Consider the following 25,208-nt stretch of genomic DNA (forward strand, 5'->3'; position numbering starts at 1 on the left):
ACCGGTGGCCGACAGCCCCGACGCAGCGGTCGCGGAATCGTCCGGACGGATGGATTCTGACATCCGGACAGACGCGTCGATGCCGGGTCCCCGGGGAGCCGGGGCTATCCGTACGGAGCGAGCGGACGAACCGGCCCGACAACCCGGGGCCGAGGAGAGCCGACCCGCGGCACCGCGCAAGCGCACCACCACCACACGGCGCAGCGCGACCGCCGCCGAGCCCGCCACCGCGAAGGCCGGGACCGGCACCGAGCCGGTCGGCCGCGGCGCCGCGACACGCAAGCCCCCCGCCGGCAAACCCGTCACGAGCAAACCCGCCGCCCGCAAGCCCGCCGCCCGCAAGACGACAGAGAGCGACACCGTGATCGGCCGCATCCCCGTCCTGGACGTCAGCCCCCTCGTAGACGCCGGCCGCCGCCCGGCCAAGGCGGTGGCCGGCGAGACCTTCCTGGTCACCGCGACCGTCTTCCGCGAGGGCCACGACGCGGTCAACGCCAACGTGGTCCTGCGCGACCCGCGCGGCCGCAGCGGCCCGTGGACGCCGATGCGCGAGCTGGCCGAGGGCACCGACCGCTGGGGCGCGCACGTCACCCCGACCGCGCCGGGCCGCTGGTCGTACCTGGTGGAGGCGTGGTCCGACCCGGTCGCCACCTGGCGCCGGACGGCGTCGATCAAGCTGCCGGCCGGGATCGACACCGCGCTGGTCCTGGAGGAGGGCGCCCAGCTGCTGGAGCGGGCCGCCTCCGGGGTGCCGAAGAAGGACGGCCGGGCCCAGGTGCTGGCCGCGGTCGACGCGCTGCGCGACCCGGGTCTGCCGCCGCTCTCCCGGCTGGCCGCCGCGCTCGCCCCGGACGTCCAGGAGCTGCTGGCCCGGTTCCCGCTGCGCGAGCTGCTGAGCGCCTCCCGCCCGCTCCCGCTCCAGGTGGACCGGGAGCGGGCGCTGTTCGGCTCCTGGTACGAGTTCTTCCCCCGCTCGGAGGGGGCGGTGGTCGACCCGTCGGGCGTCGAGCCGCCGCGGTCCGGCAGTCTCCGGACGGCGGCCGAGCGGCTTCCGGCGGTCGCCGCGATGGGCTTCGACGTGGTCTACCTGCCGCCGGTCCACCCGATCGGGCGAGCCTTCCGCAAGGGGCCGGACAACACCCTGACGGCCGGTCCGCACGACGTCGGCTCGCCGTGGGCGATCGGCTCGCCGGAGGGCGGCCACGACGCCGTCCACCCGGACCTCGGCACCATCGAGGACTTCGACCACTTCGTGGCCGAGGCGGCGGCGCTGCACCTGGAGGTGGCGCTGGACTTCGCGCTGCAGTGCTCGCCGGACCACCCGTGGGTGAACAAGCACCCGGAATGGTTCAGCCACCGCACCGACGGCACCATCGCCCATGCCGAGAACCCGCCGAAAAAGTATCAGGATATTTATCCGATCAACTTCGACCAGGACATGGACGGAATCGTCAAGGAGACGATCCGGGTGCTCCGGTTCTGGATGGCCCACGGCGTGCGGATCTTCCGGGTCGACAACCCGCACACCAAACCGGTGGCGTTCTGGGAGAAGGTGCTCGCCGACATCGCCCGCACCGACCCGGACGTGATGTTCCTGGCCGAGGCGTTCACCCGCCCCGCGATGATGCACACCCTGGGGAAGATCGGTTTCCACCAGTCGTACACGTACTTCACCTGGCGCAACACCAAGCAGGAACTCATCGAGTACCTCACCGAACTCTCCGGTGACGCGGCCGCCTACATGCGGCCCAACTTCTTCCCCAACACGCCGGACATCCTGCACGACTTCCTCCAGCACGGTGGTCCGGCCGCGTTCGCGGTGCGCGCCGTACTGGCCGCCACCCTCTCCCCCAGCTACGGCGTGTACGCCGGCTACGAGCTGTACGAGAACGAGCCGACACACCCCGGCTCCGAGGAGTACCTGCACTCGGAGAAGTACGAACTGCGCCCCCGGGACTGGAGCCGCACCGACACCCTCGCCCCGCTGCTCACCGTCCTGAACCGGCTGCGCCGCCGTCACCCGGCCCTCCAGCAGCTGCGTTCCCTGCGCTTCCACCCCACCGACAACGACCAGGTGCTCGCCTACTCCAAGACCGCCCTGACGCCCGACGGCCTCACCGACCACGTCATCACCGTGGTGAACCTGGACCCGCACCACGCCCAGGAGGCCACCGTCACCCTCGACGGGGAGGGGCCGTACGCGGTCCACGACGAGCTCACCGGCGCCGCCTACACCTGGGGCCGGCACAACTACGTCCGGCTCGATCCCTCAACCGAGCCGGCTCACCTCCTCACGGTTCGGAGGAACCCAGCGTGACAGTGAACGAGCCCGTTCCCGACACCTTCCCCGAGACCTCGAAGAAGAACCTGGACCCGGAATGGTTCAAGCGTGCGGTCTTCTACGAGGTGCTGGTGCGGTCCTTCCAGGACAGCAACGGCGACGGGGTCGGGGACCTCCGGGGGCTCACGTCCAAACTCGACTACCTGCAGTGGCTCGGGGTCGACTGCCTCTGGCTGCCGCCGTTCTTCGCCTCACCGCTGCGCGACGGCGGGTACGACGTGGCGGACTACAAGTCGGTCCTGCCCGAGTTCGGGGACCTCGCCGACTTCATGGAGTTCGTCGACGCCGCCCACCTGCGCGGCATGCGCGTGGTCATCGACTTCGTCATGAACCACACCAGCGACCAGCACCCGTGGTTCCAGGCCTCCCGGGAGGACCCGGACGGCCCGTACGGCGACTTCTACATGTGGGCCGACGACGACAAGCAGTACCCCGACGCCCGGATCATCTTCGTCGACACCGAGACCTCCAACTGGACCTACGACCCGGTGCGCAAGCAGTACTACTGGCACCGGTTCTTCTCGCACCAGCCGGACCTCAACTACGACAACCCGCGCGTCCAGGACGAGATGATCGCCGGGCTCCGGTTCTGGCTCGACCTCGGCATCGACGGCTTCCGGCTGGACGCGGTGCCGTACCTGTTCGCCCGCGAGGGCACCAACTGCGAGAACCTGCCGGAGACCCACGAGTTCCTCCAGCGGGTCCGCAAGGAGATCGACGCCAACTACCCGGACACCGTGCTGCTCGCCGAGGCCAACCAGTGGCCGGAGGACGTCGTCGACTACTTCGGCGACTTCGCCTCCGGCGGCGACGAGTGCCACATGGCGTTCCACTTCCCGGTGATGCCGCGGATCTTCATGGCGGTCCGCCGGGAGTCCCGGTACCCGGTCTCGGAGATCCTCGCCAAGACGCCGAGCATCCCGCGCGGCTGCCAGTGGGGCATCTTCCTGCGCAACCACGACGAGCTGACCCTGGAGATGGTCACCGACGAGGAGCGCGACTACATGTACGCGGAGTACGCCAAGGACCCGCGGATGCGCGCCAACGTGGGCATCCGCCGCCGGCTCGCCCCGCTGCTGGAGAACGACCGCAACCAGATCGAGCTGTTCACCGCGCTGCTGCTCTCCCTCCCCGGCTCGCCGGTGCTCTACTACGGGGACGAGATCGGCATGGGGGACAACATCTGGCTCGGCGACCGGGACGGCGTCCGGACCCCGATGCAGTGGACCCCGGACCGCAACGCGGGTTTCTCGTCCGCCGACCCGGGCAGGCTCAGTCTGCCGCCCATCATGGATCCGGTGTACGGCTACCAGGTGACCAACGTCGAAGCACAGCAGAGCAGTTCGAGTTCACTGCTGCACTGGACGCGTCGCATGATCGAGATCCGCAAGCTCAACCCGGCCTTCGGCCTCGGGACGTACACCGAACTGCCCTCCAGCAACCCCGCGGTGCTGGCCTTCGTCCGTGAGCACGAAGGGGACCTGGTCATGTGCGTGAACAACTTCTCGCGGTTCGCACAGCCGACCGAACTGGACCTGAGGCAGTTCGGAGGACGCTACCCGGTCGAGCTGATCGGCGGAGTGCGCTTCCCCTCGATCGGCGAGTGGCCGTACCTGCTCACCCTCGCCGGGCACGGCTTCTACTGGTTCCAGCTCCGCCGGCCCCCCCGGTTGAGCGGAACCAGGCATCCGAAGTAACGATCCGGCAGCCGCCGGAAGCTCATCGAACCCTCCGGGGGCGCGAGTTCGAACCCGCGCCCCCGGAGTTCTCTGCACCACCGCGTACGGAGAACAGCCCAACGGCCACCCACACGAAGGCGTGACACCCGGGCGCAACGCTCGCGTGCCGTCGCCGCCGCGCCGCCGCAATCCGGAAGACTGACGGACCCGGCCAGACCCGTCGGGCAGTCCGCCCGCCTCTTCCGGGGAAAGGGAGTCATGTCCGAAACCTCCCGTTCTCAAGCTCCACTGCACCGTGACACCCCCGCCGGCTCCGCCGTGCCGGTCGGCACGCGAGGCACCGGGGCCCGGAGAACCGCCCTGGGGGTCAGCGAACTCGTCCAGGCGGCTCTGCCCCTGATCGCCGAGTGGCTCCCCACCCAGCGCTGGTACGCCGGCAAGGGACGGCCGATCACCGGCCTCACCCCCCTCGTCGGCACCCCCCTCCAGGTCGGCGACCCCGCCCTGCTGCACCTGCTGCTCCGGGTCGAGCACGCCACCACCGCCGGCGCGCCGCACGGCGACCTGTACCAGCTGCTGCTCGGCATCCGCTCGCAGGGCCCGGCCGGCATCGAGCCGACCGCCGTCCTCGGCCGGCTCACCCAGGGCCCGTACGACGGTGCGGCCCTCTACGACGCCGTGCACGACCCCGAACTCACCGGTCGGCTGCTCGAACACCTCGCCACCGGCGACCGGTTCGGCTCGCTGTCGTTCCGCCGCACCCCCGGCTCCGGGCTTCCCACCAACCTCCCGGGCCGCGCCTCCACCGCCGAGCAGTCCAACAGCTCGGTCATCTACGGCACCTCCTACATCCTCAAGCTGTTCCGGCGCATCCACCCCGGCACCAACCCCGACCTCGAACTCTCGCTGGCGCTCTCCCGGGCCGGCTCGACCCGCATCCCCCGGGTCGCCGCCTGGTTCGAGAGCCGTCTGGAGCGCGCCGAGCCGGCCACCCTCGGGCTGCTCCAGCGCTACCTGCCCGAGGCCGAGGACGGCTGGGAGCTCGCGCTCGACCAGGTCGGCCGCCTCAAGGGCGACCCGTCCCCCGGCAACTTCGCCATCGAGGCCCACCGGCTCGGCCGGGCCACCGCCGAGGTCCACCGGGTACTGGCCCGCTCGATGCCCGTCGCCCGCCTCGACCGCGCGCAGACCCGACGGCTGGCCTCCGCGATGACCGACCGCCTCGACAGCGCGGTCGCCGCCGTCCCCGGGCTGATGCGCTACCGGGCCGCGCTGCGCTCCGCCTTCCAGCAGATGGCCGACGCCCACCCCGACGGCCTGCCGGTCCAGCGGATCCACGGCGACCTGCACCTCGGCCAGGCCATGCGCACCCCGCACGGCTGGGTGCTGCTCGACTTCGAGGGCGAACCCGCCAAGTCGGTGACCGAGCGGCGCGAACCGCAGACGGCGCTGCGGGACGTGGCAGCGATGCTCCGTTCCTTCGACTACGCCGCCGCCCACCTGCTCGCCGGCGGACCGTCCGACCCGGAACTGGCCCACCTCGCGGCCGCCTGGGCGCAGCGCAACCGCACCGCCTACAGCGCCGGCTACACCGCCGGCGGCGGCACCGACCCGGCCGCCTCCCCCGAACTGATGCGCGCCCTGGAGATCGACAAGGCGGTGTACGAGGTCGTGTACGAGGCCCGGCACCGGCCGAGCTGGCTGCCGATCCCGCTCGCCGCCATCAACCGCCTGGCGCTCACCGTCTGATCCCGCTCCGTCCGGCTCCGTCCGGCTCCACCTGTCGCCACCCGCTGTCCCCCGCTCCACCCGAGTCCACCCTCATCCGCCGGAACCAGCCGCCGGCGAGTTCACCGACGCCCCTCCGAACCCGCCGGCCCCGATCCAGGAGGTCCTCGCAGTGACGCCGCTCGACCCGCCAGGCCGCACCACCCGCACCGTGCCGGCCACCTTCCTGGCCGGCCCGGACTCCCCGCAGCGCGAGCCCGCGACCGCCCGGCGGGCCGAGCCGCGGCCGCCGGCCGTACCGGCCCCGGCCAACGCCGCCCCGACCAACGCCGCCCCGGCCCCGGTCGGGGCCCCGGTCGCCGGCCCCGAGGCCCGCGACGCCCCCGCCGGCACCAGGACCGCGGCAGCCGGGGTCTCGGCCGGGCGCCCGGCCGACACCGGGACCACCGACCGGGCGGGTGCCGCCGCCGAGGCCGCCGCACCGTCCGGGGCACTGCGGCTGCCCGAGGCGCCGCTGCCGCCCGCCGAGGTCGACCGGCTGGTCGGCGGACAGCACCACGACCCGCACTCCCTGCTCGGCGCCCACCCCGTGCACGGCGGCACCGCCATCCGGGTGCTCCGCCCGTTCGCCGAACGCGTCGTCGTCGAGACCGCGCTCGGACCCGCCGAGCTCACCCACCAGCAGAGCGGCCTCTTCACCGGGCTGCTCCCCGGCGCCGGACCCGCCGCGTCGGACCCGGTCGACTACCGGCTGCTGGTCAGCTACCCGGGCATCGAGCCGATCCGCCAGCACGACGGCTACCGCACCCCGCCCACCCTCGGCGACCTCGACCTCCACCTGATCTCCGAGGGCCGGCACGAACAGCTCTGGCAGGCCCTCGGCTCCCACGTGCGCACCGTCGACGGGGTCGCCGGCACCGCCTTCGCCGTCTGGGCGCCGAACGCCGCCGGGGTCCGCCTGATCGGCGACTTCAACCACTGGGACGGCTCCGGCCACCCGATGCGCTCGCTCGGCTCCTCCGGCATCTGGGAGCTGTTCGTGCCCGGCCTCGGCGAGGGCACCCAGTACAAGTACGAGATCCGCACCCGGCAGGGCTGGATCCTCGACAAGGCGGATCCGCTCGCCCGCGCCGCGCAGATCCCGCCCGGCACCGCCTCGGTCGTCACCACCTCCGCCCACCGCTGGCAGGACGACGAGTGGATGGCCGGCCGGGCCCGCACCGCACACCACCGCGCCCCCATGTCGGTGTACGAGCTGCACCTGGCGTCCTGGCGCCCCGACCTCACCTCGTACCGCGCCATCGCCGAGGAACTCCCCGGGTACCTCAAGGAGTTGAACTTCACCCACGTGGAGCTCATGCCGGTCATGGAGCACCCCTTCGGCGGCTCCTGGGGCTACCAGGTGTCCGGCTACTACGCGCCCACCGCCCGGCTCGGCACCCCCGACGACTTCCGGCACCTGGTCGACACCCTGCACCGGCACGGCATCGGCGTCATCGTCGACTGGGTGCCGGCGCACTTCCCCAAGGACGACTTCGCCCTCGCCCGGTTCGACGGCGAGCCGCTGTACGAGCCCGCCGACCCGCTGCGTGCCGAGCACCCCGACTGGGGCACCCTGGAGTTCGACTACGGCCGCGTCGAGGTGCGCAACTTCCTCGTCGCCAACGCGGTCTACTGGTGCGAGGAGTTCCACATCGACGGCCTGCGGGTCGACGCCGTCGCCTCGATGCTCTACCTCGACTACTCGCGCGAGGGCGGCGCCTGGACCCCCAACCAGTACGGCGGGCGGGAGAACCTCGACGCGGCCTCGTTCCTCCAGGAGATGAACGCCACCGTCTACCGCCGCTGCCCCGGCGTCATCACCATCGCCGAGGAGTCCACCGCCTGGGACGGCGTCACCCGGCCCACCGACAGCGGCGGCCTCGGGTTCGGCCTCAAGTGGAACATGGGCTGGATGCACGACTCGCTGGTCTACATCGGCAAGGAACCGGTGCACCGCAGGTACCACCACAACGAGATCACCTTCTCGATGGTGTACGCCTACTCCGAGAACTACATCCTGCCGATCTCGCACGACGAGGTGGTGCACGGCAAGCAGGCCCTGGTCTCCAAGATGCCCGGCGACTGGTGGCAGCAGCGCGCCAACCACCGCGCCTACCTCGGCTTCATGTGGGCCCACCCGGGCAAGCAGCTCCTCTTCATGGGACAGGAGTTCGCCCAGGGCGCCGAGTGGGACCACGAGCAGGGCCCGCAGTGGTGGGTGCTCGACGAGCAGTGGCCCGCCCACCAGGACCACCTGGGCGTCCGCCGCCTCGTCCGCGACCTCAACCGCCGCTACCTCGACGCCCCCGCCCTCTGGGAGCTGGACACCACCCCGGCCGGCTTCCGCTGGCTCGACGGCGGCGCCGCCGAGGACAACCTGCTCTCCTTCGTCCGGTACGCCGCGGACGGCACCCCGCTGGTCGCCGTCTGCAACTTCTCCCCCGTGGTCCGCCACGGCCGCCGCGTCGGCCTGCCCGCCCTCGACGGCCGCGACCAGCTCTGGGAAGAGGTCCTCAACACCGACGCCGAGACCTACGGCGGCAGCGGCATCGCCAACTCCCGCCCCGTGAAGTCCGAGCCCGTCGAGTGGAACGGCCAGCCCCGCAGCGCCGAACTGGTCCTCCCCCCGCTCGCCACCCTCTGGCTGCGCCCCGTCTGACGCTCCCGGCGGGTGCCGGCCCGCGGGCCCGGCACCCGCCCCCGCGGCGCGGTCGCGCCCCGCGGCAGGGGCCGTTGTGCCTGGCGGCGGTGGCCCCTAGGCTCCCCCGGGCGGTTACCGATCGTCGGCGGCTGGGGGGCCTCGCGCGTGGCAACGTTCCTGGGGTGGGCCTACGTTCTGCTGCCCCCGGCCTGCTGGGCGGTGCTGGCGCGCACCCGCACGACCGGAGCGGCGGTCGGCGCCGTCCTCGCCGGCCTGGCGGCCGTCCCGGTCGGACTGGAACACGGCTGGTTCCACAGCCGGGCCACCGCCGAGTCCGAGGCCGGCTATCCGCTGGCCGCCGGCCTGGTCGTCCTGGCCGGTGCGCTGGTCGAGCGGCGGCGGTGCGGCCCCCGGCCGTCCCCGGAGTACAGCCGCCCGGTGGCCGTCGCGACCCTCGCCACCGCCGCCCACAGCCTGATCGGCCTCGTCATCGGCCTCCTCTACCAGCTGGCCGTCCACGAGCCGTACTCCCCCGCCCGGGCCGAGTTCTCGCTGCCGGCCGGACTCACCGTCGAACACGACAGCGGCGACGATCCCCGCTGCGCCCTGCACTTCTGCGTCCGCGAACTCACCCTCGGCAGCCCCGGGGGCCTGCCCGGCTCCGAGGTGGGCCGCCGGGTGCGCGAACGGCTCGCCGCCGACGGCTGGCGGCCCGGACCGAACGACACCCTCCGCCGCCGGCACGGCTGGCTGCTGGACAAGCGGGTGACCGTGCTCCGCCTCGACGAGCTCGACCGGGGAGCCGTGGTCGAGCTCGTCGGCCCGGACCGCTTCTCGCCCCTGTGACCTTCGACCCTTGCCGGGGTACGACCACTCTGCTCGCGGACGGGCGTTCAGGGTGCGAAGGTATGGTCGATATGACCACTTTCTGAGACGACGGGACGGAGAGAGCCACGTGGCGCGCAGCGTGTACGTGACCGGGATCGACCGGGGGGACGGGCGACAGGCGGTGGAGCTCGGGGTCATGGAGCTGCTCACCCGCCAGGTGGACCGGGTCGGGGTGTTCCGTCCGCTGGTACACGCGCACGCGCCCGTGGGAGCGGCTTCCGGCCGCCCGGCCGGGGGAGGGCCCGGGTCGGACCACGTGGTCGAGCTGCTGCGGGCCCGGTACCGGCTGGACCTGCCGGCCGGCGAGCTGTACGGGCTGACGTACGAGGAGGCCGCCGCGCTCCAGGCCGCCCGGGGACAGGACGAGCTGGTCTCGGTCCTGGTGGACCGGTTCCGGGCACTGGAGCGGCGCTGCCAGGCCGTACTGGTGCTGGGCACCGACTTCGCGGACACCAACATCCCGGACGAGCTGGCCTTCAACGCCCGGCTCGCCAACGAGTTCGGCGCCGCCGTCCTGCCGGTGGTCGGCGGGCACGGCGAGGACGCCGCCACCGTGGTCGCCGAGGTCCGCAACGCCCACCGGGCCTACACCGACCTGGGCTGCGAGACCCTGGCGATGGTCGCCAACCGGGTCGCGCCGGGCGCCAAGCAGCCGGTCCAGCGCAAGCTCACCGAGAAGCTGCCGATCCCCGCGTACGTCATCCCCGAGGAGCCGGCGCTGGCCGCGCCGACCGTCGCCCAGCTGGTCGAGGCGACCGGCGCCGAGGTGCTGATCGGGGACGCCGCGGGCCTGGCCCGGGACGTCCGCGGCTTCGTCTTCGGCGGCGCCATGCTGCCGACCTTCCTCGACGCGCTGACCGAGGGCGCCCTGGTGGTCACCCCCGGGGACCGCGCCGACCTGGTGATCGGCTCGCTGGCCGCGCACGCCGCCGGCGCGCCGCCGATCGCCGGCGTGCTGCTCACTCTCGGCCAGCACCCGGGGCCGAACGTGATGGCACTCGCCGCGCGGCTGGCCCCCGGCACCCCGGTCGCGGTCGTGCCGGAGGGCAGCTGGCTCACCGCCGCCGCGCTCACCCACCTGGAGGGCAAGCTCTCCGCAGCCAGCCCGCGGAAGGCCGACCTCGCCCTCGGCCTTTTCGAACTGCACGTGGACACGGCCGAGTTGACCAACCTGATCGAGGTCGGCCGGTCCGAGCGGGTGACCCCGATGATGTTCGAGCACGCGCTGCTGGAGCGGGCCCGGGGCGCCCGCCGGCACGTCGTGCTGCCGGAGGGCACCGAGGAACGGGTGCTGCGCGCCGCCGAGATCCTGCTCCGCCGCAACATCTGCGACCTCACCCTGCTCGGCGAGGTCGACGCCGTCCGCCGCAAGGCCGCGGGCCTGAGCATCGACCTCCCGGCCGAGAACCCGGCCGCCGACCGCGCCCAGGTCCGGATCGTCGACCCGACCACCAGCCCGCTGCGCCGCCAGTTCGCCGAGCTGTACGCGAAGCTGCGGGCGCACAAGGGGATGACCGTCGAACTGGCCCTGGACGTGGTCACCGACGTCTCCTACTTCGGCACCCTGATGGTCCAGGAGGGCATCGCCGACGGCATGGTCTCCGGCGCGGTGCACTCCACCGCGGCCACCATCCGGCCCGCCTTCGAGGTGATCAAGACCTCGCCGGGCGCGGCCATCGTGTCGAGCGTCTTCTTCATGTGCCTGGCCGACAAGGTGCTGGTGTACGGCGACTGCGCCGTCAACCCGGACCCGGACGCCCAGCAGCTGGCCGACATCGCCATCCAGTCGGCCGCCACCGCCGCCCAGTTCGGCGTCGAGCCGCGGGTCGCGATGCTGTCCTACTCGACCGGCACCTCCGGCTCGGGCGCGGACGTCGACAAGGTCCGCAAGGCCACCGAACTCGTCCGCGAGCTGCGCCCGGACATCCTGGTCGAGGGGCCGATCCAGTACGACGCGGCGGTCGACGCCCACGTCGCGGCCACCAAGCTGCCGGGGTCCGAGGTGGCCGGCCGGGCCACCGTGCTGATCTTCCCGGACCTCAACACCGGCAACAACACCTACAAGGCCGTCCAGCGCTCGGCCGGCGCGGTCGCCGTCGGCCCGGTGCTCCAGGGGCTCCGCAAGCCGGTCAACGACCTCTCGCGCGGCGCGCTGGTGCAGGACATCGTCAACACGGTGGCGATCACCGCCATCCAGTCCCAGGAACGCCGCGAAGGAGCAACGGCATGAGTGAAGGTACCCGCGTCCTGGTGCTGAACGCCGGCTCCTCGTCGGTCAAGTACCAGCTGATCGACATGCTGGACGGCGCCCGGCTGGCCTCCGGGCTGGTCGAGCGGATCGGCGAGGCCGGCGGCCGGCTGGTGCACACCCCGCGCGGCGGCGCCGAGCGGGAGAGCGTCCAGGCCTTCCCCGACCACGGCGCGGGGCTGAAGGCCGTCGCCGAGGAGCTGGCCGCCGACGGCCTCGGGCTGGACTCCCCGGAGCTGGCCGCGATCGGCCACCGGGTGGTGCACGGCGGCCTGCGGTTCACCGAGCCGACCGTGGTCACCGACGACGTGCTCCGGGAGATCCGCCGGCTGATCCCGGTCGCCCCGCTGCACAACCCGGCCAACATCACCGGCATCGAGGTGGCCCGCGCGCTGCGGCCCGACCTGCCCCAGGTCGCCGTGTTCGACACGGCCTTCCACGCCTCGATGCCGGAGCACGCCGCCCGGTACGCGGTGGACAAGGAGGTCGCCGACCGGCACCGGGTGCGCCGCTACGGCTTCCACGGCACCTCGCACCAGTACGTCTCGCGGGCCACCGCGCGGCTGCTCGGCAAGGACCCGGCCGAGGTGAACGTGATCGTGCTGCACCTGGGCAACGGCGCCTCGGCGTCGGCGGTCGCGGGCGGCCGGTGCGTGGACACCTCGATGGGGCTGACCCCGCTGGAGGGCCTGGTGATGGGCACTCGTTCGGGTGATATCGATGCGGGCGTGGTCTTCCACCTGCACCGGGTCGGCGGGCTCTCGATCGACGAGATCGACGACCTGCTCAACCGTCGCAGCGGCCTGCTGGGCCTGTGCGGCGACAACGACATGCGCGAGATCATGCGCCGCTCGGAGGAGGGCGACGAGGACGCGCGGCTGGCGTTCGACGCCTACATCCACCGGCTGCGCAAGTACATCGGCGGCTACTACGCGGTGCTCGGCCGGGTGGACGCGATCGCCTTCACGGCGGGTGTCGGGGAGAACGCGGCACCGGTCCGGGCGGCCGCCACGGCCGGCCTGGACGGGCTGGGCATCGCGGTCGACCCGGAACTCAACTCGGTACGCTCGCGCGAGCCCCGGCTGATCTCCCCCGAGTACGCACGGGTGGCGGTCGCCGTCGTGCCCACCGACGAGGAGTTGGAGATCGCCCGGCAGGCCTTCGCCCTGGTGCACCGGTCGTCCGAAAACTGACCCCCCGTCGTCTCGCTCCCCGGAATCCTTCGTCGGCGATTCCTCTCGATTCGGGCCGAATGCACCTATAACACGAACGGATAGACTGATCGATATGCGCCGAGCGAAAATTGTCTGCACCCTGGGTCCGGCGACGGACTCCTACGAACAGCTGAAGGCCATCGTCGAGGCGGGCATGAACGTCGCCCGACTGAACATGAGCCACGGCACCCACGCGGACCACGAGGAGCGGTACCGCAAGGTCCGCCAGGTCTCGGAGGACACCGGCAAGGCCATCGGCGTCCTGGCCGACCTCCAGGGTCCCAAGATCCGTCTGGCGACCTTCGCCAACGGCCCGGTGACCGTCGACAACGGCGACGAGTTCACCATCACCACCGAGGACGTCCCCGGTGACCAGCACATCTGCGGGACCACGTACAAGGGCCTGCCCGGCGACGTCAAGGCCGGCGACCCGATCCTGATCAACGACGGCGTCATCGCCCTGGAGGTCGTCAGCGTCGACGGCCCGCGGGTGCGGACCGTGGTCGTCGAGGGCGGCGTGCTCTCGAACAACAAGGGCATCAACCTTCCCGGCGCGGCCGTCAACGTGCCCGCGCTGTCCGAGAAGGACAAGGACGACCTGCGCTTCGCGCTGGAGCTGGGCGTCGACATGGTCGCCCTCTCGTTCGTCCGCAACGCGGCCGACGTCAAGGACGTCCACGAGGTCATGGACGCGGTCGGCATCCGGGTGCCGGTCATCGCCAAGATCGAGAAGCCGCAGGCCGTCGAGGCCATGGAGGAGATCGTCCTCGCCTTCGACGCCATCATGGTCGCCCGCGGTGACCTGGCCGTCGAGTACCCGCTGGAGCGGGTGCCGCTGGTCCAGAAGCAGCTCATCACGCTGGCCCGCCGGAACGCCAAGCCCGTCATCGTCGCCACCCAGATGATGGAGTCGATGATCCACGCCTCGCGCCCGACCCGCGCCGAGGTCTCCGACGTCGCCAACGCCATCCTGGACGGCACCGACGCGGTCATGCTCTCCGCCGAGTCCAGCGTGGGCAAGTACCCGATCGAGACCGTCCGCACCATGAGCCGGATCTGCGAGAAGGCCGAGGAGGAGCTGCTCTCCCAGGGTCTCCAGCCGCTCAACCCCGGCCGCAAGCCGCGCACCCAGGGCGGCTCGATCGCCCGCGCCGCGTGCGAGCTGGGCGACTTCCTCAACGGCAAGGCGCTGGTCGCGTTCACCAAGTCCGGTGACACCGCGCGCCGGCTCTCCCGGTACCGCTCGCCGATCCCGGTGATCGCGTTCACCCCGGACAACGCCACCCGCAACCAGCTCTCGCTGAGCTGGGGCGTCGAGGCCCACGTGACCGAGCAGGTCGGCTCGACCGACGAGATGGTGGCCCAGGTCGACGGCGAACTGCTCCGCATCGGCGAGCTGACCGAGGGCGACACCGTCATCGTCACCGCCGGCTCCCCGCCCGGCGTCCCCGGCAACACCAACATGGTCCAGGTCCACCACCTCGGTACCCGCAGCGACAAGTAGTCCCCCGCACGACGCCCGTGGGGCGGCTCCTCCGGTCGGAGGGGCCGCCCCACGGGCGTTCGGTGCCGGTGTCCGGGCCGGAGCCCGCCCGGGGCTACTTCGCGTTGCCCACGTACGGGGTGTCGTCGTTGTAGAGCTGCATACCGGGGATCGTCAGGGTGCCGCCGAACTGACCGGCCTGGACGGCGGTGACGCCGGTCAGCTCCAGCCAGAGCGGCAGTTGGAGCTGACCTATCAGGTCGTACAGCCACTGCGGCAGGGGCCCGTCCGGCGTGAGGGTGAGCTCCCCCAGGTCGATCGGGATCGGCAGGCCCAGCACCTTGGACAGGTGGCCGGAGAGCCGCTCCACGTACATGGTGACGGTGCCGCTGCGCATGGTCGAGACCGAGCCGGGCGCGCCCTTGACGTGGAAGGTCTTGTCGTTGCCCTCCAGCGTCGACATGTGCAGGTTCTCGATGTCGACGCTCTCGACCTCGAACTTCAGCACCCGCTTGGTGCCGGTGGGCGTCTGGACGTTGACCACACCGAGCAGCACCGCGTGGTTCAGCACCAGCCGGGAGGTCTGCAGGGTCCAGTTCTGGTCCGGGACGAGGATCGGGTTGTCCGGCGGCTTGCCGGCCGGGTTGAGCGCCTTGGTGTCGACCAGGCAGTTCGGGTCCTTGGTCGGCGTGGCCGAGGCCGAACCGGAGGGCGTCGGGGTACCCGGCGCGGAGGACCTGGCCGGGGCCGACGGCGAGGAGCTCGCCCCGGAGCCCGCGGAGGAACCGGCGGTGGGCTTGGTGGAGGACTTGGTGGAGGGCTTGGCGGAGGCCGAACCGCTCGGTGCTCCGGACGGTGCTCCGGACGGGGTGCCGCTCGGGACACCGCTCGCCGTACCGCTCGGGGTGACGGGCGCAGGCGCGGTGGCGGTCGGCGCCGGTGCGGTCGGGGCGGGTCCGGTCGGCGAGGGCGCGGGGGCGGCCGGGGCCACCGCGTGGACGCCGGCGGACGGCGCCGCGGTCGGGCTCGGCGCACCGCCCGGGCGGACGAGGTCGATGACGCCCCCGACGATGTCGTCGATGAGCCCGGCCCGGGTGGCCCCGCCCGCAGTGCCGGCGGTCGCGGCCGGCGGCGGGGTCGCGGCCTTCGGCTGAGGTGCCGACGGCGCGGCACTCGTCGGCGCGGCAGTCGGCGGGACGGCCGTCGTGGGGACGGCGGGCGTGGGGACGGCCGTCGGGGCCGTGGCCGGCACACTCGCCGGTGGAGTCGCCGGGGCGGTCGTCGGGGCGGTCGCCTCGGGAAGCGGAACCGACGGGCCCGGGATCGGCGGCGGCAGCTCGCTCTTCGGGACGGGCGTCTCGGCCACCTTCGGCGGCAGCGGCGCGGCGTCCGGCGCGGTGGCGCACGGCTTGCTCGCCGAGGTCTCGGCGATGGCCGAGCCCGGCGTGTAGGCGGCGGCCATCAGCAGGGCGGTCGGTACCGCGGCCATCGCCAGCGCGCGGCCGCGCAGGCGGATCCGGACGGGTGTCCGGGGCGCCGCGTGCCGGGCGGAGCGCGGGGCGGGAACGACGGGACCACCCTGCCGCTCGTCGGGCTCGGTCACCGAACCTCCTTGGGCTCGCCGGCCTGCGGCGGAACGGTTCCCTCGGCGGCGGGCCCGGCCGGGCCCCCGACCGACGGTTCGCCCTGGGCGGGGACGGCCGGGAGCGGCGCGGTGGCGGCCTCGGCGGCGGTCCCCTCGGCGGCGAACGCCCCGGCGGCAGCCGTCCCGGTGGCGGTCCTCTCGGCGACGCCCTGGTCGGCACCCGGGTCGACGGCCTCGACCGCCGCCTCCGGCACCGGCGCCCAGGCCATCATCAGCCCGCCGCCGATGAGCCCGGGCAGCAGGGCCAGGCCGAAGCCGGCCAGGTTCGAGACCGGGATCGAGACGAGGATGAGCAGCGTGGTGGCGACGCCCGCGAAGATCCGCACGGCGGGCTGGAACCAGGCGGTGAAGCCGAGCAGGATCAGCAGCACGCCGATGATCAGCGAACCGGCGCCCGCCGTGGTCGACATGGCGATGGTGACGCCGCCCAGCGACAGGTTCGCATAGGGGAAGTACAGGATCGGGACGCCGGCGATCATGGCCAGCAGACCGCCCCAGAAGGGCCGGGTACGGCGGAATTCGCGGAAGTTCCGCCAGAGCCATCCGACCGGGTTCCGGTGTTCGGGCCGAGCGTCGGCCGTTGCGCTGGACATGGTGCAGCTCCTCGATGTCTCTACGAGGGAGAAACAGTGGCGTGGGGCCGGGAGCGGCGGTCGCCCGCCGCCCCCGGCCCTGAAGGACCCCTCACTCGGGTGCGCCGACCGGCGCACCGTCAGACGAGGCTCAGAAGCACTCGTTGCCCGGGCCGTCGCCGCTCTTGAGCTTGAGGCTCAGACCGTTGAGGACGAAGGTGCCGGCCGACGTGGCGCGTGCGACCTGCTCGACGCCGGTGAGGTCGGCCTCCCTGGCGGCCTGGGCGAAGCCGACGGCGCCGGTCGGAAGCTTCTTGCCGGCTTCCTTGAGGGCCGGGTGGCCCTTCCAGCCCTGGGTCGCCGAACCGGTGAGGGTCGAGGCGTCCTGACCGATGTTGATGTCGGTGAACTTCGCGTCGGCCTTCAGCTGCTCCAGGTCGATCAGCAGGTTGTGCGCGGTGACCGGCTTGTCCTTGTCGGTGCCGGCGTTCAGCTGGAGGGTGATCTTGCCGAGGCCGAGCGCCGAGAGGTCGGTCACCACCGACTGGCAGAGGTTCTCGATGATGGCGTCGTCGAAGGCCGAGACGGCGACCGGGTGCGGCGTGCCGTTGGCCTCGATGTCGACCGTGCCGAATTGGGCGAAGTTGGTGCCCTTGAGGTGCGAGGTCTTCACCTTGAACTGCTGGCCCGAGATGCTGAACGACGCCGCGAGCGCGCTGTTGGCGATCGAGACGCCGACCATCGCGGTGGCCGCGACGCTCGGCACCATCACCAGGGCGAAGCGCTTCCAGCGGGTCTTGCCGTGGGTCTGGGACATGCGTGTCCTCCTATCGGACGTACATCTCCGGCTCCCCGGCGGTGCGTCCCGCACCGGTGGGGGGGCCTGGGATGGGAGAGAGCTACGTCCTCGGTAGCGGAGAGCGCCGTGACAACACGGGCGATCCCCCCGAGCGACAACCAGTGACCGCGCGGGCAGCGCGGCCTGACGAAGGACAGGAACCGCCGTGGGACCGCGGATACCCCCCTGCCTTCATGCCGGCGGCCGGGGCCGACGGCTGCCCGGTGGGGATCCCCCGCTCCGTCGTCCCCGGCCGGCTGCCGGGAGTTGGAGTGTGGGGACCGGGCGTGCCGATGCTGCTCGAATCCCGGGCTGAGCACAAGAGGTTCATTACTGACGGGTAATCCAACATCGGACGGCGATGATCATGGAATCAGCCACATGAACACGCAGAGTCACGAATTGAAGGAATCGTGACGGCGAAATCCCCCGGAAACATCAGCGAAACACCCGTGGACGGTCACATGTCGTGACCGTCCACGGGTGTTGTCAAGATTTGGTAAACCTCTGGCGCGGCGACCGGATTGTCGCCAAATCACCAGCGGCACCGCAGGTCGTCCACCGTGCCGGAACAGCGGCCTCCGGCCCGCCCGGCGGGCCCGGAACGACAGGGCCTCAGAAGAGCACGCGCGCCAGTGCCTGGCGGGCCGCCGTGACCCTCGGGTCCTCGGTGCCGATGACCTCGAACAGCTCCAACAGCCGGACCCGGACGGCGTTCCGCTCCTCGCCGAAGGTCCTGCCCACCGTGTTGACCAGGCGGCCGAACGCGTCCTCGACGTGCCCGCCCACCAGGTCCAGGTCGGCCGCCTGCAGCTGCACCTCGACGTTCTTCGGGTCCGCGGCGGCCGCGGCCCGGACCGCCTGCAGGTCCAGACCCTCCACCCGGCGGAGCAGCTCCGCCTGGGCCAGGCCGAGCTTCGCCTCGGTGTTGCCCGGCTGCTCGGCCAGCACGTTCTCGTACGCCTGGACGGCGCCGCCGAGGTCGCCCCGGTCCAGCGCGTCGTGCGCCGCCGCCAGGGCCGGGTCCTCGGGCCTGCCCGGCGCCTCGGCGGACTCGGCGCCGCCCGGCAGACCGGCACCGCCGACGATGCCGAAGCGCTGCTCGGCGACCAGGATCAGCTGGTCCAGCACCTTGCGGACGTTGGCCTCGTTCTCGGCGCCCTGGAAGAGGGGCACCAGCTGGCCGGCCACCACGGCCATCACGGCCGGGATGCCCTGGATGCCGAACTGCTGGGCGATCAGCTGGTTGCTGTCGACGTCGATCTTGGCGAGCACGATCCGGCCGGCGTACTCCTCGGCCAGACGCTCCAGGATCGGACTGAGCTGCTTGCAGGGCCCGCACCACTCGGCCCAGAAGTCGATGACGACCGGCACCTCGGTGGAGCGCTGGACGACCTCGGTCTCGAAGGTGTCCTCGGTGACATCGATGACGAGCGGGTAGTCGACCCCGACCGGGGCGACTCCGTCCTCCTCGGCGGCGGCCGCCTGGCGGGCCCGCTCGGCCCGGGCCTGCTCGGCCTTCTGGGCAGCTTCGCCGGCTGCCTTCACTGCGGCGAGATCGACCGCACCGCGCAGGGCGGAGCTGTTGGGACGCGAATTCCGTGGCTGCATGGCACCATCCTCCCCCGTCCGCCCTGCCTGCGGGCACCACCTTCCGGAAAACCGACCCGCGCGGGCTGCGCGGCCTCGATTCCCCCGGTGGAGAACCCGACCCCCGATAACCTGAACCGTTCGGTGCGGATCCCCATCCGCACCCGTGCCGCTCCCGTCCCACGGGGTGGCGGCGCCTGGTCGTCGTCAGCTTTCGCTACGAGTCGTAGCGTAACTGGATCGAGGGCACCCGCCGCAACCCCCGCCGGCACTCCCGCAACGTGAGCTGCCCCACTTTCCGGCTCGGCCCGGCTGACCTGGACACGGTGAAGTCGCTACCGTTACCAGCCCCACCCATGTTACTTACCGGTAAACTGCAAGGAGGCCCGGTGCCGGCCCCCCAGCCCCCCGTGACCCCGGCGCACCCGGCCCGCCCGGACGAACCTCCGGAAACCCCGGAGAACCCCGACGGCGCGACCGTCCGCGCCAAGGGTCGTCCACGCAGCGCGGCCGCCGACCGCGCCATCCTGGACGCCACCCGCGAGACCCTCGCCGACCTCGGCTGGGGCGGTCTCACCATGGGCCACGTCGCCACCCGCGCGGGCGTCGCCAAGACCACCCTGTACCGGCGCTGGCCGTCCAAGAACGAGCTGGTGGTGGACGCCGTCGCCAGCCTCTTCGACGAGCTGGTGATGCCCGACCTGGGCAGCCTGCGGGCCGACATCGAGGGCGTGGTCGCCCAGTTCGCCGACCTGCTGGCCCGACCGGAGACCCAGGCGGCCCTGCTCGCCCTGTTCGCCGAGGGCACCCGCGACCGGCAGCTGCGCCGGCGGATCCGCGAGGCGATCGTCGACCCCCAGAAGAGACTGGTCCGGCAGGGCAGGGCCGCCGCCCAGGCGCGCGGCGAGCTGGCCCCGGACTGCGACGAGAAGACCGCCGGGGAGGAGATCGACATCATCTTCGACACCATCGCCGGGACGGTCGAGCACCGGGTGCTGGTCAGCGGCGAGCCGATCACCGGCGAGTGGACCCGGCGGTTCACCAACCTGCTGCTCGGGCCGTTCCCCAGCCTGCTGGCACCCTGACGGCGCCGCCGGAGCCGTCCGGCGGCGCCCCGACGGCCGAGAGCCGCCCCGCACACGGAGGTGCGGGGCGGCTCTCGGCCCGCCGGGGCGGGCGGGGTCAGAACCGGGCGGTCTCCCGGTAGATGCCCCACTCGTCGCGCAGCGCGTTGCAGATCTCGCCCAGGGTCGCCTCGGCCCGCACCGCGTCCAGCATCGGCGGGATCATCGACGCACCGGACCGCGCGGCGGCCAGCATCGCGTCCAGCCCGGCCCGGACCGCGGCGTCGTCCCGGGCCGCCTTGCGTGCGCCCAGCACCCGCACCTGCTCGCGTTCCACCTCGTGGCTGACCCGCAGGATCTCCAGCTCGGGGGTGACGCTGCGCGGGTGGCAGTTGACGCCGACGACCCGCTTCTCCCCCTTCTCCACCCCCTGCTGGTACTGGAAGGCCGCCTCGGCGATCTCGCCGGTGAACCAGCCGTCCTCGATCCCGCGCAGGATGCCGGAGGTGATCGGGCCGATCTCGTGGTCGTCCCGGCCCTTGTCGAGGATCTTCCGGAAGATCTCCTCGGCCTGCTGCTCGATCCGGTCGGTGAGCGCCTCGACGTACCAGGAGCCGCCCAGCGGGTCGGCCACGTTGGTGATGCCGGTCTCCTCCATCAGCACCTGCTGGGTGCGCAGGGCGATCTCGGCGGCCTGCTCGGAGGGCAGCGCCAGGGTCTCGTCCAGCGCGTTGGTGTGCAGCGAGTTGGTGCCGCCGAGCACCGCCGAGAGCGCCTCGACGGCGGTGCGGACGACGTTGTTGTACGGCTGCTGGGCGGTGAGCGAGACGCCGGCGGTCTGGGTGTGGAACCGCAGCCACTGCGCCTTGTCGGTCTTCGCGCCGAACCGGTCGCGCATCCACCGGGCCCAGATCCGCCGGGCGGCGCGGAACTTGGCGATCTCCTCGAAGAAGTCCAGGTGCGCGTCGAAGAAGAAGGAGAGGCCGGACGCGAAGTCGTCCACGTCCATGCCCCGGGAGAGGCCCAGCTCGACGTAGCCGAAGCCGTCGGCCAGGGTGTACGCCAGCTCCTGCGCGGCCGTGGCCCCGGCCTCGCGGATGTGGTAGCCGGAGACCGAGAGCGGCTTGTACGCCGGGATGCCCTCGGCGCAGTACTGCATGAGGTCGCCGATCAGGCGCAGGTGCGGCTCCGGGGCGAAGAGCCACTCCTTCTGGGCGATGTACTCCTTGAAGATGTCGGTCTGCAGGGTGCCGTTGAGCACCGCCGGGTCGACGCCCTGGCGCTCGGCGGCGACCAGGTACATGCAGAAGACCGGGACGGCCGGGCCGCTGATCGTCATCGAGGTGGTGACCTCGCCCAGCGGGATGCCGCCGAACAGCACCTCCATGTCGGCGGCCGAGTCGATGGCCACGCCGCAGTGGCCGACCTCGCCGAGCGACTTGGGGTCGTCGGAGTCGTACCCCATCAGCGTGGGCATGTCGAAGGCGACCGAGAGGCCGCCGCCGCCGGCCTCCAGGATCATCCGGTACCGCTCGTTGGTCTGCTGGGCGTTGCCGAAGCCGGCGAACTGGCGGATGGTCCAGGTCCGGCCGCGGTAGCCGGTCGGGTGCAGGCCCCGGGTGTACGGGTACTCGCCCGGCCAGCCGATCCGCTCGAATCCCTCGTAGGCCTGCCCGGGGGCCGGCCCGTAGACGGGCTCGACCTCGTCCCCGGAGAGGGTGGTGAAGTCCGCGTCCCGCTTGCGGGCGCTGTCGTACCGCTGCTGCCAGCGCTGACGTCCGCGCTCGATCTCCTCGGCGTCCATGACCCCGAACTCCGCTCCGTACGGCCGCCGCACCAGCGGGCGACACTGCTGTTAGGACGTCCTACTAATTTACTCGGACGTCCTAGTAATTGTCGACGGACGTCCGGTACGACATGCGGGGAATTCGGTGGCCGACGGGCGACCCCCGGGCGGAACGGGGTACGCCACGGGGTGCGGCACGCACGAGGGCGCCCTCCCCGACGGGGGAGAGCGCCCTGTGGAACACCTGTGGTCAGACGCCCGCGGGCTGGCGGGCGGCGTCGCCGGACGGCAGCTTCGCGGCGGCCTCGGCGACCACCTTGCGCTCCGCGACGAAGGAGGCGAACGGGATGCAGCCGGCGGCCAGGGTCAGGATCATCCGGCCCAGCGGCCACTTGAGCTTCTGCCCGAGCATGAAGGTCACCACGAAGTACCCGATGTAGAGGTAGCCGTGCAGCATCGCCACGTACGTGGTCGCGTCCTCGGCCGCGTCGAAGCCGTACTTCGCCACCATGAAGCCGCAGAACACCAGCAGAGCCGCACCGGTCGCAATGGCCAGGGCCCGGTACCAGCCCAGCAGGGGGGTCGCCTTCATATCTTCAATCGCCTCGCTCGGCAGGATCGGGGGGCACGCCCGTTCCGCGCACCGCTCCCACGAGGGTAGCCGTCCTCACGCCCCGCCCCGCGCAGGCCCCTCGGCCTCCGACTCGTCGAAGTCGCCGGCCGCCACCCGCAGCGGACGCAGCAGGTCGAACACCTCGCGGCACTGGTCCGCGTCGTACTCCTCCAGGCCGAACTCCACCGACATCAGCCCGCGGGTGGCCTCCTCGACGACCTCGCGACCGCGCGCGGTGATCGTCGCGAGCACGCCGCGGCCGTCCAGCGGATTGGGGCGGCGGGCGACCAGGCCGGCCCGCTCCAGGCGGTCGACCGTGTTGGTGACGCTGGTCGGATGGACCATCAACCGCTCGCCGACCTTGGAGAGCGAGAGCTCGCCGGTCCGGCTGAAGGTGAGCAGCACCAGCGCCTCGTAGCGGGCGAAGGTCAGTCCGTACGGCTTGAGGACCGCGTCCACGCGGGCGAGCAGGATCTGGTGGGCGCGCATGATCGAGGTGATCGCCGCCATCGAGGGGACGGCTCCCCAGCGGCGGGTCCACAGCTCGTCGGCGCGGGCGATCGGATCGAAGTCGAGTGCGAGGGGCTTGGCCACGCCCTTACCGTACCGGCGGGTGGGGCTGGTGCTACCAGGCGTCCTGATGGTGGACAAGTGCGACACGTGGCGGGATCACGCCAGCCGGTCCACCAGGTCCGGACCAGGACGTTGCGCGGATGTGAACCCCCGCCAACCCGCAGGCCGGGTCAGGTGGTTGGCCGACGAACCGGCGTCCGGCCCGGGATCAGGCCTCGGTTCGGGCGGTGACCCGCCGCGCGAAGGGCGATCCGTCCCCCTTTGTCGCCCTGTTCACGATCCGCCGCATTGGCGAGACCTGGCCAATCGATGAAGCAGACCTGTCATTTCACTTGTTGGATTGTCATGCTTTCGCCCAGCCCCGTCCGGCGATCACCGCCCCCACTCACCGGTGACCGCCGGGGACCGCACGGAGCAGCACGTCAGCGCCCGTTCCGCCCCTCAGGTGCCAACCCCGGCACCCCGGAGCGAGGTGCGACCGCGCACACGCGGTTTTCCGGAAGGACCTGTACGTGAAGCGAAAGCTCGCAGCCGGCGCCGTACTCTCCGCCACCGCCCTCCTCACCGGCGTCATCCAGGTGAGCACCGCGGCCCAGGCCACCCCGACCCCGTCCGCCCAGGCGCAGGCCGCGCAGCACCGCGCCGACCTGATCGCGCTGGCGGGCGGCCAGTCCGGCCCGCTGGCCGGGGCGCTCGCCCTGGGCGGCCAGGAGACGCTGGTCGCCAAGGACGCCGTCGTGGACGCCGACGGCACCCGACACCTCCGCTTCGAGCGCACCTTCGCCGGCCTCCCCGTGCTCGGCGGCGACCTGGTGGTGCACCAGGCGCCCGACGGCGCGGTGAAGGCGGTCGACAAGGCCGTCGCCGCGCAGATCTCGGTGCCCAGCCTGGCCCCCGGGATCCCCGCCGACCAGGCCGCCTCGCAGGCCACCGGCGCGGTGCAGTCCACCGTCGGCATAGCCGCCGACAAGGACGAGTCCCCGGTGACCGAGGTCCGCCGGGCGGGCGCCGCCCAGCTGGTCGTCTGGGCCGCCGACGGCAAGCCGCGCCTGGCGTACCGGACCACCGTCGAGGGCCTCCGCGCCGACGGCACCCCGAGCAGCCAGCTGCTGGTCACCGACGCCGCCACCGGTCAGGTGCTCTCCAGCCACGAGCAGGTGCAGACCGCCTCCGGCACCGGCACCGGCGTCTTCGTCGGCAGCGTCCCGCTGACCACCTCCACCGCGAGCGGCGGCTACTCGCTGAAGGACGCCTCCCGCGGCGGACAGTCCACCAGCGACCTCAAGGGCAGGACCTCCGGGTCGGGCACGCTGCTCACCGACGCCGACAACACCTGGGGCGACGGCACCGCCGCCAACCGCCAGTCGGCCGCCGTGGACGCGCAGTTCGGCGCCGCGGCCACCTGGGACTACTACAAGAACAGCTTCGGCCGCAACGGCATCAAGAACAACGGCGTCGGCGCCACCAGCCGCGTCCACTACGGCAAGAACTACGTCAACGCGTTCTGGAACGACTCCTGCTTCTGCATGACCTACGGCGACGGCGACGGCAACACGCACCCGCTGACCGCACTGGACGTCGCGGGCCACGAGATGACCCACGGCGTCACCTCGGCCACCGCCGGCCTCAACTACTCGGGGGAGTCCGGCGGCCTCAACGAGGCCACCTCGGACATCTTCGGCACCATGGTCGAGTGGTCGGCCAACCTCCCCGCCGACAAGCCGGACTACCTGATCGGCGAGAAGATCGACATCAACGGTGACGGCACGCCGCTGCGCTACATGGACAAGCCCTCCAGGGACGGCGGATCGGCCGACTCCTGGTCCTCGGGCGTCGGCAGCCTGGACGTCCACTACTCCTCGGGCGTCGGCAACCACTTCTTCTACCTGCTGGCCGAGGGCAGCGGCGCCAAGGTGATCAACGGCGTCAGCTACAACAGCCCGACCTCCAACGGCTCGACCGTCACCGGGATCGGCCGCACCAAGGCCGCGGCGATCTGGTACCGCGCGCTGACCGTCTACTTCACCTCCACCACCAACTACAAGGCGGCCCGCACCGGCACCCTCAGCGCCGCCAAGGACCTCTACGGCGCCGGCAGCACCGAGTACAACGCGGTGGCCGCCGCGTGGAGCGGCGTCAACGTCAACTGACGTCCGCGTGCCGGACGCCCGGGGTCCTCACTGGGAGGGGAGGCCCCGGGCGTCCGGCGTTCCCGGACCTCCGCCACCGGCGGGCACCGGGCGTCCACGCGCCGCCCGTACGC

Annotated in this window: 17 protein-coding genes; 10 read left to right on the forward strand and 7 right to left on the reverse strand. The window is 72.3% G+C overall.

The window, feature by feature from the left end:
* Window positions 1-361 precede the first annotated feature (361 nt).
* From PUR56_RS37135 to pyk, 8 genes are all read left to right on the forward strand, one after another.
* Window positions 362-2,317, forward strand: coding sequence for an alpha-1,4-glucan--maltose-1-phosphate maltosyltransferase (locus tag PUR56_RS37135; RefSeq protein ID WP_329952216.1), 1,956 nt, complete (start codon window positions 362-364; stop codon window positions 2,315-2,317).
* A complete protein-coding gene (gene treS, locus PUR56_RS37140) occupies window positions 2,314-4,038 on the forward strand; it encodes a maltose alpha-D-glucosyltransferase (RefSeq protein ID WP_329882976.1) in 1,725 nt (574 codons plus the stop codon). The genes PUR56_RS37135 and treS overlap by 4 nt, the downstream gene beginning before the upstream one ends.
* A 240-nt stretch (window positions 4,039-4,278) precedes the next feature.
* Entirely contained in the window at window positions 4,279-5,769 is a 1,491-nt protein-coding gene (locus tag PUR56_RS37145) for a maltokinase N-terminal cap-like domain-containing protein (RefSeq protein WP_380357199.1), read from the forward strand.
* Window positions 5,770-5,920: 151 nt separating this feature from the next.
* A complete protein-coding gene (gene glgB, locus PUR56_RS37150; RefSeq protein WP_329952203.1) occupies window positions 5,921-8,449 on the forward strand; it encodes a 1,4-alpha-glucan branching enzyme in 2,529 nt (842 codons plus the stop codon).
* Between the two features lie 147 nt (window positions 8,450-8,596).
* Entirely contained in the window at window positions 8,597-9,277 is a 681-nt protein-coding gene (locus PUR56_RS37155) for a hypothetical protein (RefSeq protein ID WP_329952204.1), read from the forward strand.
* Window positions 9,278-9,386: 109 nt separating this feature from the next.
* Window positions 9,387-11,549, forward strand: coding sequence for a phosphate acetyltransferase (gene pta / locus PUR56_RS37160; protein WP_329952205.1), 2,163 nt, complete (start codon window positions 9,387-9,389; stop codon window positions 11,547-11,549).
* The gene (locus PUR56_RS37165; protein WP_329952206.1) at window positions 11,546-12,760 is read left to right on the forward strand and encodes an acetate kinase; all 1,215 of its coding nucleotides are present in this window, start codon (window positions 11,546-11,548) and stop codon (window positions 12,758-12,760) included. The genes pta and PUR56_RS37165 overlap by 4 nt, the downstream gene beginning before the upstream one ends.
* 94 nt (window positions 12,761-12,854) lie before the next feature.
* A complete protein-coding gene (gene pyk / locus PUR56_RS37170; RefSeq protein WP_329882982.1) occupies window positions 12,855-14,285 on the forward strand; it encodes a pyruvate kinase in 1,431 nt (476 codons plus the stop codon).
* Between the two features lie 94 nt (window positions 14,286-14,379).
* Here pyk and PUR56_RS37175 read toward each other — a convergent pair whose 3' ends face one another.
* The 4 genes from PUR56_RS37175 to PUR56_RS37190 form a co-directional block, all read right to left on the reverse strand.
* Window positions 14,380-15,867 (reverse strand): hypothetical protein, encoded by a 1,488-nt coding sequence (locus PUR56_RS37175; RefSeq protein ID WP_329952207.1) that lies wholly within the window; start codon window positions 15,865-15,867, stop codon window positions 14,380-14,382.
* A complete protein-coding gene (locus PUR56_RS37180) occupies window positions 15,864-16,502 on the reverse strand; it encodes a DUF6114 domain-containing protein (RefSeq protein ID WP_329952208.1) in 639 nt (212 codons plus the stop codon). Before PUR56_RS37180 ends, PUR56_RS37175 begins: the two co-directional genes overlap by 4 nt.
* Window positions 16,503-16,632: 130 nt before the next feature.
* Window positions 16,633-17,298 carry a DUF6230 family protein gene (locus PUR56_RS37185; RefSeq protein ID WP_329882985.1) on the reverse strand — a complete coding sequence of 222 codons (666 nt, stop codon included), beginning with the start codon at window positions 17,296-17,298 and terminating at the stop codon, window positions 16,633-16,635.
* Window positions 17,299-17,934: 636 nt separating this feature from the next.
* A complete protein-coding gene (locus PUR56_RS37190; protein WP_329952209.1) occupies window positions 17,935-18,930 on the reverse strand; it encodes a tetratricopeptide repeat protein in 996 nt (331 codons plus the stop codon).
* A gap of 503 nt (window positions 18,931-19,433) precedes the next feature.
* On the opposite strand from PUR56_RS37190, the gene PUR56_RS37195 reads away from it, so the two are divergent.
* The gene (locus PUR56_RS37195) at window positions 19,434-19,994 is read left to right on the forward strand and encodes a TetR/AcrR family transcriptional regulator (protein ID WP_329883200.1); all 561 of its coding nucleotides are present in this window, start codon (window positions 19,434-19,436) and stop codon (window positions 19,992-19,994) included.
* Between the two features lie 97 nt (window positions 19,995-20,091).
* Here PUR56_RS37195 and PUR56_RS37200 read toward each other — a convergent pair whose 3' ends face one another.
* The 3 genes from PUR56_RS37200 to PUR56_RS37210 form a co-directional block, all read right to left on the reverse strand.
* Window positions 20,092-21,777 carry an acyl-CoA mutase large subunit family protein gene (locus PUR56_RS37200; RefSeq protein WP_329882987.1) on the reverse strand — a complete coding sequence of 562 codons (1,686 nt, stop codon included), beginning with the start codon at window positions 21,775-21,777 and terminating at the stop codon, window positions 20,092-20,094.
* 232 nt (window positions 21,778-22,009) lie between these two features.
* The gene (locus PUR56_RS37205; protein ID WP_329882988.1) at window positions 22,010-22,351 is read right to left on the reverse strand and encodes a DUF3817 domain-containing protein; all 342 of its coding nucleotides are present in this window, start codon (window positions 22,349-22,351) and stop codon (window positions 22,010-22,012) included.
* 75 nt (window positions 22,352-22,426) lie between these two features.
* The gene (locus PUR56_RS37210; protein ID WP_329952210.1) at window positions 22,427-22,966 is read right to left on the reverse strand and encodes a MarR family winged helix-turn-helix transcriptional regulator; all 540 of its coding nucleotides are present in this window, start codon (window positions 22,964-22,966) and stop codon (window positions 22,427-22,429) included.
* A gap of 491 nt (window positions 22,967-23,457) precedes the next feature.
* Between PUR56_RS37210 and PUR56_RS37215 the strand changes: the two genes are divergently transcribed.
* Window positions 23,458-25,095 carry a M4 family metallopeptidase gene (locus tag PUR56_RS37215; RefSeq protein WP_329952211.1) on the forward strand — a complete coding sequence of 546 codons (1,638 nt, stop codon included), beginning with the start codon at window positions 23,458-23,460 and terminating at the stop codon, window positions 25,093-25,095.
* The last annotated feature ends 113 nt before the right edge of the window (window positions 25,096-25,208 follow it).

Origin of the sequence: Streptomyces sp. BE303 (genome assembly GCF_036290945.1) — a bacterium.
Lineage (GTDB): Bacteria > Actinomycetota > Actinomycetes > Streptomycetales > Streptomycetaceae > Kitasatospora.